This window comes from Nitrospirota bacterium, assembly GCA_016207905.1.
Taxonomy (GTDB): domain Bacteria; phylum Nitrospirota; class Thermodesulfovibrionia; order Thermodesulfovibrionales; family JdFR-86; genus JACQZC01.
Genome location: JACQZC010000096.1, coordinates 21,533 through 33,696, shown reverse-complemented (window position 1 = coordinate 33,696; position 12,164 = coordinate 21,533). Strand labels below are relative to the sequence as shown.

Below are 12,164 nucleotides of genomic sequence, written 5' to 3'. Positions count from 1 at the left end.
CCTTCCAGTTGTCATAACCCTTTATGAATTCTTTTTCTTTAAAGGCACAATTGCAAAGAGGGTCTTATGGCTTATCCCATTTCTTTTAACTATGCTTATTATTCCCCTTACTCTTATAGGCATCGATAAGCCTGTTGGAGAGATAATAAGTGGGATAGAGTCGGCAACTAGAGGCTATGGGGGCATATCAAGGGTGGATTATCTTCTTACACAATCAAGGGTGATTGTCACATATATAAGGCTTTTATTTTTACCGGTAACCCAGAATATATATTATGACTACCCTGTATATCATTCATTTTTTGACATTCAGGTCTTTTTATCGTTTTTATTTCTTTTATCTATCTTTGTCTTTGCGTTTTATCTACTTTTGAGGTCTAAGTCTTATCCTACATTAAGGCTTATCTCTTTTGGCATCTTCTGGTTCTTCATAGCCCTTTCAGTAGAGTCAAGCATAATCCCAATACCGATGGTGATTAATGAATATAGGGTTTATTTGCCGTCAATAGGGGTGTTTACTGCCATAGTAACAGGGGCATTTCTATTTACAGAAAGGCTTAAGAATAAGAAGACGCAGACAGCCATATTATCATTTTTGGCTTTGGTGCCACTTGTGCTTTCACCTGCCACATATAATCGGAATACTGTATGGAAAAGCAAGATAAGTTTATGGGAGGATGTGGTAAGAAAATCTCCTTTGAAAGCAATAGGGCATAACAATCTTGGCAGTGCTTATGGTTCTAAAGGTTTATATGATAAGGCAATAGAACAATTTCAGATCACTTTGCAGCTAACTCCGAATAATGCAGATATATATAATAATCTCGGTCTTGCTTATTGGGCTAAAGGCTTGGCTACCGAAGCTATAAAATGCTTTGAGACAGCCTTAAGGCTGAAGCCTCACTTTTCTAAGGCACATTATAATCTCGGTAATGCATATAGGTTAAAAGGCTTAACTGATAAAGCATTATGAGATGGCATTGCAGTTAAACCCTGCTGATTCCCAGGCCCAACAATCTCTAAATGATATATATAAATCTACTACCGAGACACGATAGGGTAAAATTTAAATATAATAAGAAGAAGGCGATTTTATCCTAAGTAATTTTATATAATATCCTATGTCTGCTATTGTGATAATCCCTTCGAGATTGGGCTCGACCCGGCTTCCGGGCAAACCCCTTATACCCATTAAGGGTAAACCCCTCATTCAGCATGTGTATGAAAACTCCATGGGCTCAAAACTGGCAGAGGAAGTTATAGTTGCAACGGACAGTAAAAGAATCCTCGAGACAGTCACCTCATTTGGCGGAAAGGCTGTAATGACCTCAATGAGTCACCTCTCTGGCACAGACAGGGTCTCAGAGGCATCATTAAAGCTCGATTATGATATAATTGTAAATGTTCAAGGTGATGAGCCGCTTATAAGGGGAGAAATGATAGATGATGTCATAGAATTGCTTGAAGACAAAAGGGCATCGGTAGGAACACTTGCCAGAAAGATACAAAACCCAAAGGAGATACTTAACCCGAATGTGGTTAAGGTTGTTTTTGACAAAGAAGGGTTTGCCCTTTATTTTTCAAGATCCCCAATACCCTATCATAGGGATAAGTGGAAGACTCTGAATCTTACTGCAATACAAAACTCGGGGGTTTCGCTTTACAAGCATATAGGGATTTACAGTTATAGAAAGTCTGCCCTCATAAGGCTTTCTGAGATGAATGCCTCACATCTCGAGGAGACCGAGAGGCTCGAGCAATTAAGGGCACTGGAAGCAGGCATGAGGATTAAGGTTAGGGAAACATCCTTTGACACCATTGGCGTTGATACGGAAAAAGACATTAAAAAGGTAGAAAGATGCCTAAGTTTATCTTTGTAACAGGCGGTGTGCTTTCATCCTTAGGAAAGGGTATAGCGGCTGCTGCAACAGGTGCCATTCTTGAGGCAAAAGGCTTAAAGGTTACCATTCAAAAGCTTGACCCATATATCAATGTCGACCCCGGAACATTAAGCCCATTTCAGCACGGAGAGGTGTTTGTCACAGACGATGGTGCCGAGACAGACTTAGACTTGGGACATTACGAAAGGTTCACTCACATAAGGACATCGCAGGCTAACAATTACACAACAGGAAGGATTTACTACAATGTGATTACAAAGGAGCGAAAGGGCGATTACTTAGGAGAAACCGTTCAGGTTATCCCTCACATAACAGATGAAATCCGCTTAGCCATCAAGTCAGCATCCAATAACTATGATGTCGTTATCGTTGAGATAGGCGGAACCATAGGAGACATAGAGAGCCTGCCTTTTCTTGAGGCAATAAGGCAGATGAGGTATGATGTGGGAAGGGAAAATGTCCTTTACATGCATCTAACACTCGTGCCATATATAAAGACATCAGGAGAGCTAAAGACAAAGCCCACACAGCACAGTGTCAAGGAACTAAGGGAGATAGGTATACAGCCCGATATCCTTCTTTGTAGAACAGACAGGCAACTTCCTTCGGGCATAAAGAAAAAAATAGCCATCCACTCAAACATGGACATAGACTCTGTAATCTCTGCCATAGATGTTGAAAGCATATACGAGGTTCCGCTTTCTCTTCATGAGGAGGGCTTAGATAACCTGATTTCAAAAAAATTCAGCTTAAATAAAGAGGAGCCTGACCTCTCGGTGTGGAAAGACATAGCAAGAAAGGTCAAGGAGCCAAAAAACGAGGTAAACATCGCAATCGTAGGAAAATATACAGGGCTTAAAGACTCTTATAAGAGTCTTATGGAGGCATTGACTCATGGAGGTATTGCAAACGATGCGAGGGTTCTTCTTCACTGGATAGACTCTGAGGATATAGAGATGCATGGAACCGAAAAATATCTTTCCGAGATAGATGGAATCCTCGTTCCCGGAGGATTTGGCATTAGAGGTATAGAAGGCAAAATAAGTGCTATAAGATATGCAAGGGAAAAGCTGATTCCATATTTCGGGATATGCCTTGGGATGCAGTGCGCAGTTATAGAGTTTGCAAGAAATGTGGCAGGACTTAATGCCAACAGCACAGAGTTTGACCCGAATATAGCTTACCCTGTGATATACCTTATGGAGAAATGGTATAACCCGAAAACAGGCAAAATGGAAGAAAGAACAGAGCTTTCCGAAAAAGGCGGAACGATGAGGCTCGGGGCATACCCGTGTGTCATCAAAGAGGGCACAAATGCCTTCAAGGCGTACAGGATAAAAGAAATCTCGGAAAGGCATAGACATAGATATGAGTTCAATAATAAATACATGGACATTCTTGTGGAAAAGGGCATTGTGATAAGCGGTGTGAGCCCTGATGGAGAACTCGTAGAGATTGTTGAGATTAAAGGGCATCCATGGTTTTTAGGATGCCAGTTTCACCCTGAATTCAAGTCCCGCCCAACAGAGCCACATCCGCTTTTTAAGGCATTCATAGAGGCATCCTTGAAAGAAAGACGCTCGTTATTTACGGAAACAGACACTGTAAGGGAAGCCAAATGACAAGAAAGCTAAACATAGGAGGTGCTGAATTGGGTGGCTCTGCCCCTCTACTTATAATTGCAGGTCCATGCGTTATTGAAAGCCAAGACATAACCATGCACACTGCAAAAACCCTTAAGGAGATATGTGGCAGGGTCGGGCTTGGATTTGTCTTCAAAAGCTCATATGATAAGGCAAATAGGACATCCATAAGCTCATTCAGAGGCCCGGGGATTGATAAAGGACTAAGGATTCTTCAGGACATAAAGAGCAAGCTTGACATCCCTCTTATCTCTGATATTCACTCTGTTACTGAGATAAAACCTGCGGTAGAGGTGCTCGATTGTCTTCAGATACCTGCGTTTCTTTCAAGGCAGACAGACATCATAGTTTCAGCAGGTAATACAGGCAAGCCTGTCAATATAAAAAAAGGACAGTTTCTTGCACCATGGGATATAAAAAACATAATAGAGAAATTCGTCTCAACAGGTAATAAAAATGTATTCATCACAGAAAGGGGAACAACATTCGGCTACAATAACCTCGTTGTGGATTTCAGGGCAATTCCCATAATGCGATCTTTTGGCTACCCAGTTGTGTTTGATGTAACTCATAGCCTTCAGCTTCCAGGTGGAAGAGGCTCATCATCAGGAGGTCAAAGGGAATTTGCAGAGCCACTTGCAAGGGCTGCTGTGGCAGTTGGTATAGACGGTCTTTTCATAGAGGTTCATCCTGAGCCTGATAAGGCACTATGCGATGGACCGAATATGCTCCCGCTTGGGGAGGTGGAGGGAATGCTAAAGACGGTCAGGGCAATTTATGACCTTATTAAGGCTAATCAAGGAATATAAGAGACCGAAAATGAAGCATAAAAAACCACAGTGTGGTAGTATAACAACATTAAAATCAGCTTAATTATTTTTGTGTTATGAAAACTTCAATAAAAGGAATTCGATATGATTATAAAATATTCAACTGTTATTGCAATTGCAATAACAACCATTTTTCAATAAAAGCAATTCATAAAAAAACAAGGAGAATATCTTTCATTACTACGATTAATGTTATTTTATCAGAATTAGGTATTGATTCAAATGAATCGATGTATTGGGAATCGGATTGGATGCTCAGTCGTAAAAAGGCAAACAAATACAGTAAGCGTGCCTATGAATTATTCTCTGACAAGAATTTTTTGCCTTATATAGAAAAAAATCTGGACATTGATAGGCAGCAATCTGAATGGGAGAATTATGAGTAATTACAAGATTTTTCAGGGGGATTGCTTAAAGTATCTTTCAGAATCCCAAATATTCGGGATCGAAAACATCGGGTTGACTTTTTTAGATCCCCCTTTTAATCAGGATAAAGAATACAATTCATGGAATGATAATTTACCGGAACACGAATACTGGCAAATGATGGAACAAGTTTGCAAAGGTGTTTATGAAATAACATCTCATGGCGGAGCAATTTATTTTATGCAGAGAGAAAAAAACACGGAATTTGTCTTGCAATGTCTTCGTGAATCAGGATGGACATTTCAAAATCTTATCATCTGGAAGAAAAAAACTTCTGCAGTTCCTTGTTCAAACAAATTTGGCAAACATTATCAGGTTATTGCTTTTGCTACAAAAGGCACAACCTTAAGGGTTTTCAACCGCTTACGAATTTCTCCACCATTGCCTGCCAATTACAAACATGAAAGAGAAAATGGGGTTTACTTAACAGATGTATGGGATAACATTCGCGAACTAACAGCAGGGTATTTTGCAGGCGATGAAGCTATCAGAAAAGAAAGTGGAGAGAGGTTTCACAAACAGCAATCACCAATAGCACTCCTGTTAAGAATAATTCTATCTTCCACGAAGATTGGAGATACCGTATTAGACCCATTTGCAGGCACAGGAACGACACTGGTTGTTGCCGAGCAACTCGGAAGAAAATCTATCGGGATTGAGCTTGATTCAGAAAATGTAAAGTGTATCAAAACTCGTATGAAAGGCATTAGCAAATCAGATAGCACACTTCGCTTTTACAAGGATTATATTTATACGGATAATCTGAAAAAGATATGGGATATTGATTTTGCCACAGCTATATCAAAAAAAGAAGAAATTTTAACATTGTTTGGAGAATAATGTATTCCATTTATCATTTCTTTTACTCTTTAGTTCAGCAAAAACATCTTTTAAGAAAAACCAAAAAGTTGGACCAGTTTTCATTTGACAAGAAGCTATTGTCCTGCAAAAATGATGGTGTTTTCCCAGATATGGCTATTCGTCTTAATACGGATAGAAAAATATTTACAGGTGGTGAGTTGATAGAGCTAAAAGACAGCGATTCTTACACTGTCTCATCCTTCAATTCGACTATCCCTTCCCGAAGCAAAAAGGTTGAAGAGATTATTACTGGAGAGAATAGTATAATTAAGCAACAAATGGAAGAAGTTGGCAATGAGATTTTCTCATTGCCCGTAAGAGATGTGTATTATCTTGTCAGAGGAAGAAAAAAGAACCATACAAAAATTTGTCTTGTCTATGGCAGCTTTTTTGAAACAATTAGCATAGAGAATCTGATAAGCCAATCTTTTTCACAAGTTTTAGAAGAACGATTAAAAGAGAGTGGAAAAGAGATTTCAGAGAAGTTTAAGCAAACCCTTTTAACCATTTTTTCTCAGCAAGAAAATTTTAGTAAGGTTAGAAATGTAGAGAAAGCATCCGTAAAATTGCGTTTTAGAATTATGACCGAAGTAAAAGCAGAGGGAAATATTTTAAATTCAAAGAAATACCCTGAAATAAAGGATGATACGCTGAATTTTATTCTACCATGCCACAACGAGAAGGAAGAAAAAGAAATACTGAATAAAGCAGAATTGGTCTTTGACCTGGGACAATTCAATATTTTCAAAATAAAGCATCACTTTAACGGTTATTTTCTTGTTTTGCAGGTATCATTATAGTGGAGGGAAAATTTAAAAACCATACTACAATGAACATTCTTGGTGAAGCAAAAATGGTCTATGACCCATAGAAGAAAAACCATAAGGGGGAAAAGATGATGGAACAAAGAATAGGTGTTATAAGCCATTATTACAGCAAACTGTTTGTAGGTGCTATAGTCCTTGAGGGTGAATTAAAGATTGGCGATACCATTCACATCAAGGGGCACACTACAGACTTCACACAGAAGGTGGAATCTATACAGATTGAACATGACAATGTAACCCATGCAAAGAAAGGTGATGATATTGCTATTAAGGTAAAAGACCATGTAAGGGAGCACGATGTGGTTTACAGGGTTACTGAGGAATGATTCTATTTTTAGGGGTGGATTATAAGATATGAGTGTTCTTGATATTGCAAAAAGGGTCTTAAGGATTGAGTCAGAGGCTATAAGAGACCTCATAGATAAGCTCAATAGTGACTTTGAAAGGGCAGTAGAGCTTATTCATAGCTCTAAGGGCAGGGTTGTTGTAACAGGAATGGGTAAATCAGGTCTTGTTGGAAAAAAGATAGCTGCAACCTTAGCCTCAACTGGCACTCCTTCGTTTTTCCTTCATCCTGCTGAGGCAGGACATGGGGACCTGGGTATGGTCACAAAGGATGATGTAATCATAGCCATCTCAAACAGCGGAGAGACAGAGGAACTCGTCAGGCTTCTGCCATACCTTAAAAGGTTTAATGTAAGCTTAATCTCGATGAGCGGAAATCCGCACTCTACCCTTGTAAAGTCCTCTGATGTCAATATTGACATATCCGTCAAAGAGGAGGCATGTCCTTTAGGCATAGTGCCAACTGCATCAACAACAGCCGCACTTGCAATGGGAGACGCCTTGGCAGTTTCGCTTCTAATTAAGCAAGGACTCAAAGAAGAAGACTTTGCATCGTTTCATCCAGAAGGGAGCCTCGGCAAAAAACTCCTCATAAAGGTCTCTGACCTTATGCACAAAGGTGATGAAATCCCAAAGGTTTATCTCGATACACCGATGACTCAGACTGTGATTGAGATTTCCTCAAAAAGACTCGGTATGACCACTGTCACCGATAAGCAAGGCATGATTATGGGAATCGTAACAGACGGAGATTTAAGAAGAGGCATAGAGAAATGGGGTCAGAAGGTATTTGAGATGCGTGCAGGGGAGGTGATGACAAAAAATCCAAGGACAATAAAGGCAGATGAGCTTGCGGCAAAGGCATTGTCAATAATGGAGGGCTTGTCCATTACAGCTTTGGTTGTGCCTGATGAGGATGGAAAGGCAGAGGGCATTATTCATCTACATGATATTTTAAAGAAGGGGATAGTGTGAGAAAGATCTCAAAAAAAGAACTAACTAAAAAAGCAAAAAACATTAAGCTCCTCATTCTCGATGTAGACGGTGTTCTTACAGATGGCTCTATTGTTTTAGATAACAGAGGCAATGAGCTTAAGGCATTTCATGTAAGGGATGGACATGGAATAAAGATGCTCCAAAGGGCTGGGATACATGTTGCCATTATTACAGGAAGGTATTCAAAGGTAGTTGAAAGAAGGGCGAAAGAGTTGGGCATAACAGAGGTTTATCAGCGTTGTCACATAAAGTCAGTTGCATACGAGCAGGTGCTTAGCAAATTCGGTATCTCGGATTCCGAGATAGCCTATATAGGGGATGATATAGTGGACATCCCTCTTTTCAGGCGTGCAGGGCTTTCTGTGGCAGTTTCCGATGCAGAAGAAGAGGCAAAGTCATTTGCCATGATGATTACAAAAAAAAGAGGAGGAAGGGGCGCTGTGAGAGAGGTAATAGATTTCCTTCTCAGGTCTAAAGGGCTCTGGGATAAACTCATCGATGAGTACTCTGAGATTTAATCTACCAACTATACTTACATTAAGCAGGATTATCGTAATACCGCTTTTTATCCTGATTACACCATTTCATCCTTTTTGGGGTGCCCTTGTATTTGCCATTGCATCTCTGACAGACCTCTTTGATGGCTATTTTGCAAGAAGGTCAGGACAGATAACGAAATTTGGAATAATACTTGACCCCATTGCGGATAAATTCCTCGTCATATCAGCCCTCATACTGCTCGTTGACATGGGAAAGGTCTCGGTGTGGATAGCTATTATAATCATAGTAAGGGAATTTCTCATAACAGGACTCAGGGTCGTTGCCCTTTCAAAGGACATAGTGATTAAGGCAGAGATGGGCGGAAAGCTGAAGACAACTGCCCAGTTCACTGCAATAATATTCCTCATACTGGGCAGGTCGATACCTCCTCAGGCGATATTTGGCATTGACCTCTTTGATATAGGGACCGTCTTGATATGGGTAGCAGTTTTACTTTCCATCGTGTCGGGGATTCAATATTCGGTAAACTTCTCAAGAAAGCTCTTGAATATGCCAGAGCATGACTGAATAGATGAAACTTACCCTGCTTATAATCTATTCCTTTATCTTAGGCTCTATACCATTTGGCTTAATAATCGCAAGGATGAAAGGCATTGACCCGAGGAAGGTTGGCAGTGGGAACATCGGTGCAACAAACATCCTGAGGTCTGCTGGCAGGATGGCAGGCATACTTACACTTCTTGGAGACAGCCTTAAGGGTGTGGCAGCAGTTGCAATTGGAAGGGCACTGGGTGTTGGTGCATTTTATGAAGGCATCTTAGGTATTTCAGCCATAGCAGGTCATAATTTCTCTTTATTTTTAGGATTTAGAGGAGGCAAGGGTGTTGCAACAAGCCTTGGGGCTGTATTGATTTATATGCCACAAGCAGGTATGATTGCAATTGCAATATGGCTTTTAGTTGCGCTCATAACAAGGTATTCCTCGCTTGGTGCACTGGTGACATTTGCGTTTCTGCCACTTATTGCTTTTATGCTCGGTGAAGGCAGGGAGAAAATAGTTATAGCAGGTATAATCTCGCTTTTCATTTTTATAAGGCACATTGGTAATATAAAAAGGCTTTTAAAAGGCACTGAAAGGGGATTTGGTGAGAAGATTTGAGATTGTTCTACTTGTCCTTCTCCTACTTCTGTGCCCTTATGCCTCGGCAAGCAACATATACGAAGAGCAACTCGATAGAGGCATTAGAAACAACGAGCCTTACTCTTATACCCTGAGCAAAAAAGCAGAGACCTCTCAAGATAAAAGACAGCTCCTTTCAGATGCCATTCGGCACTCTCCTGACACCCCTTTATTTTATTTTAAGCTTTCAAAGGAAGTCCTTCCCGATATATTTGCATCCAGCGACTATATCCTCGATGGCATAAAGGCGTATAAGAGGAACTTCTGGTGGCGACTGAGCCTCATTCGGCTCTTGTATGTAAGCCTCCTACTGTCATTTGTTATATCAGTAACCTTAGTGCTTCTAATACAGCTTCCAAAGACCATACCACTCATCAGACATGAGATAGAGGAAAACAGGAAAAAACTTGCCCTTCTACTTATCGTAATCTTCTGTTCCCTATTAGGTCCACTGTTTTTTATAGCAGGTGTATTGCTCATCACAGGGCTTTATGTTAAAAGGGCAGATAAGGTTTTAGTTTACGCAACACTTCTCTTAATCCTTTTTTCACCTATCTTTCTGAGACAGGCAAACATATTGTTTTCAGCCTCCTCGCCTGAGTTGAGGGCAATTGTGTCAGTAAATGAGGGAAGGGATACAAGGCATGCGGTTCAGACCCTTATGGGTAAAGCGGATTTCGTATCGAGGTTTTCCTATGCCCTTGCCCTGAAAAAAGAAGGCAGGTTCGAGGAAGCAATAGCAGAATATATGGCTCTTGCAGATAAAAATGACCACAGGGTCTATATTAACATGGGTAATGCCTATGTTGGTCTTGGCGAGATGGAGCTTGCAAAGCAATCTTACGATAGGGCGATTGCTATTAAGAAGTCTGTAGCAGGACTTTATAATCTCAGTCAGGTCTATCGTGACACATTCGATTTTCCAAAAGGGGAGGAGTATTTTCTTCAAGCCGTCAACCTAAACAGAGACATGGTCTCCTCGTTCACTGCAATTACAAGTAGGAGTCCAAATCGCTTTGTCATGGACACGACACTCACCGAAAAAGACTACTGGGACATTGCAGTCAAGGAGCACAGGGAAATAATAAGGGTCTTTGCCATTAATCCCTTACTCATTTCCCTCAGCGCGGTTTTTTTGATTGTGCTTTTTTATTTTATCGATAGGAAATCAAAGCACAAGCCACGGTTTTGTGCAAGATGTGGCTCGGTTTTTTGCGGCAAATGTGCCAAAAGGGCAAAGGCAGATATGTGTTCGAAATGCTATAGCTCCTTCATTACGCCTACCGAGAGAGCTCCGAAAGAGAAGGTAGCAATCCTTCTTTCCATACATGAGCAAAAAGATAAAAAGAGAAAGATTACAGGAATGCTTTCGTTTGCTCCGCCGGGCATTGCACATTTATACTCAGGGAAGCTCCTGATAGGATTTATTTACCTCTGGCTATTTATGTTTCCTCTGATGGTGCTTACGCTTAATTGGATTTTCACCAGGCTTTCTCCACCTTCTCGATATAATCATAGCTGGCTTTATGTGCCTGCTTTGGTATCGATAGTTATTTTGTATCTTCTGTCCATTTTAGCCATACAAAGGAGGCAAAAGAAGGGATGGCTTTAGAAGGCTCTTTAAGGGAATTTGGTCTTGCCGATATACTTCAGCTTCTTTATTATCAGCGAAAAACAGGTGTCTTGACTCTCGAAAGCAGGCTTGACAGGGTAAGGCTTCTATTTTACGAAGGCAAGATAGTTCTTGCTGAATCCAAAAAAAGGCCCGAAGGAAACAGGCTCGGAAGAATCCTCCTTAAAAAGGGCATTGTCCCTGAGAATGAGCTTCGTATGGCAATGGAAGAGCAGAGAAAAACCGGCGCTAAATTAGGCCACATCCTGCTTAAAAAGAGTCTTGCCAAAAAGGAACAGATACAGGAAATCCTTACGGTGCAGATAACAGAAATAGTTACCCAGCTTCTTGCATGGAAAGAAGGCAGGTATGAGTTCAAGCCACAGGGAGTCCCTGTGGACAAAGACATCCCCCTTTCTTTAGACACCCAGCATCTCTTGATGGACGGCTTGAGGGTAGTCGATGAATGGACATTAATAGAGGGAAAGATTAATCTCGACTCGGTCTTTGAAAAAACACAAAAGACAGATGTTGTGCTGACTTATGATGAACAGGAGATATTAAAACTCGTTGATGGTGTAAGCAATGTCAATGCTATAACGGATGCAAGCGGAATAGACAGTTTTCAAGTTTCAAAGACCCTTCTTGCCTTGCTTGATAAAGGCATTGTAGCACCAAAACAGGTTCTGCCGATTGCCAAAGAGGCAGTGAAACCAAAGGCAGTCGGCATTCCCGGTATAAGGATTATTCCTTTGTTGGCAATATTGATAGCCCTCTTTATCTCATTAATCAGCCTTCCTGAGATAAGCAGAGATATAAAGGACATTAAGACATCCAAGGAAATAGATGTATTAAGGCAGGAGATAGAGGCATACTGGTATGAAAAAGGCTCTTATCCACTCACAGTCAAACAGATTGGCGACACCACCGACCTGTGGGGACAGCCCTATTCGTATACACTTATAGAAAATGGCTTTGTCCTTTTCAGCAAGGGACCCGATGCAAAAGAAGGCACAGAGGATGATATATATTAGCAGGAAAT

At 40.7% G+C, this 12,164-nt stretch carries 13 protein-coding genes; all 13 read left to right on the top strand.

Features of this window, described 5'->3' with window-relative positions; translation table 11 throughout:
* On the top strand, positions 1-973 hold a 973-nt coding region (locus tag HY805_11170), incomplete at its 5' end, for a tetratricopeptide repeat protein (GenBank protein MBI4824768.1).
* A 148-nt stretch (positions 974-1,121) separates the two neighbouring features.
* Positions 1,122-1,880, top strand: coding sequence for a 3-deoxy-manno-octulosonate cytidylyltransferase (kdsB, locus tag HY805_11165; GenBank protein ID MBI4824767.1), 759 nt, complete (start codon positions 1,122-1,124; stop codon positions 1,878-1,880).
* On the top strand, positions 1,859-3,523 hold the full coding sequence (locus tag HY805_11160) for a CTP synthase (protein MBI4824766.1): 1,665 nt from the start codon (positions 1,859-1,861) through the stop codon (positions 3,521-3,523). Before kdsB ends, HY805_11160 begins: the two co-directional genes overlap by 22 nt.
* On the top strand, positions 3,520-4,353 hold the full coding sequence (gene kdsA / locus HY805_11155; protein ID MBI4824765.1) for a 3-deoxy-8-phosphooctulonate synthase: 834 nt from the start codon (positions 3,520-3,522) through the stop codon (positions 4,351-4,353). The genes HY805_11160 and kdsA overlap by 4 nt, the downstream gene beginning before the upstream one ends.
* Positions 4,354-4,752: 399 nt before the next feature.
* Positions 4,753-5,640: a site-specific DNA-methyltransferase gene (locus tag HY805_11150; protein ID MBI4824764.1), complete on the top strand. Its 888-nt coding sequence runs from the start codon at positions 4,753-4,755 to the stop codon at positions 5,638-5,640.
* Positions 5,640-6,461 (top strand): hypothetical protein, encoded by an 822-nt coding sequence (locus HY805_11145; protein MBI4824763.1) that lies wholly within the window; start codon positions 5,640-5,642, stop codon positions 6,459-6,461. The genes HY805_11150 and HY805_11145 overlap by 1 nt, the downstream gene beginning before the upstream one ends.
* A 95-nt stretch (positions 6,462-6,556) precedes the next feature.
* Complete coding sequence (locus tag HY805_11140) at positions 6,557-6,814, top strand: hypothetical protein (protein ID MBI4824762.1); 258 nt, start codon at positions 6,557-6,559, stop codon at positions 6,812-6,814.
* Between the two features lie 28 nt (positions 6,815-6,842).
* Entirely contained in the window at positions 6,843-7,808 is a 966-nt protein-coding gene (locus HY805_11135; protein ID MBI4824761.1) for a KpsF/GutQ family sugar-phosphate isomerase, read from the top strand.
* Positions 7,809-7,813: 5 nt separating this feature from the next.
* Positions 7,814-8,347 carry an HAD-IIIA family hydrolase gene (locus HY805_11130; GenBank protein ID MBI4824760.1) on the top strand — a complete coding sequence of 178 codons (534 nt, stop codon included), beginning with the start codon at positions 7,814-7,816 and terminating at the stop codon, positions 8,345-8,347.
* Complete coding sequence (gene pgsA, locus HY805_11125) at positions 8,328-8,897, top strand: CDP-diacylglycerol--glycerol-3-phosphate 3-phosphatidyltransferase (protein ID MBI4824759.1); 570 nt, start codon at positions 8,328-8,330, stop codon at positions 8,895-8,897. Before HY805_11130 ends, pgsA begins: the two co-directional genes overlap by 20 nt.
* A 4-nt stretch (positions 8,898-8,901) precedes the next feature.
* Positions 8,902-9,489 carry a glycerol-3-phosphate 1-O-acyltransferase PlsY gene (gene plsY / locus HY805_11120; protein ID MBI4824758.1) on the top strand — a complete coding sequence of 196 codons (588 nt, stop codon included), beginning with the start codon at positions 8,902-8,904 and terminating at the stop codon, positions 9,487-9,489.
* The gene (locus HY805_11115; protein MBI4824757.1) at positions 9,476-11,122 is read left to right on the top strand and encodes a hypothetical protein; all 1,647 of its coding nucleotides are present in this window, start codon (positions 9,476-9,478) and stop codon (positions 11,120-11,122) included. Before plsY ends, HY805_11115 begins: the two co-directional genes overlap by 14 nt.
* Positions 11,113-12,156 carry a DUF4388 domain-containing protein gene (locus HY805_11110; GenBank protein ID MBI4824756.1) on the top strand — a complete coding sequence of 348 codons (1,044 nt, stop codon included), beginning with the start codon at positions 11,113-11,115 and terminating at the stop codon, positions 12,154-12,156. Before HY805_11115 ends, HY805_11110 begins: the two co-directional genes overlap by 10 nt.
* The last annotated feature ends 8 nt before the right edge of the window (positions 12,157-12,164 follow it).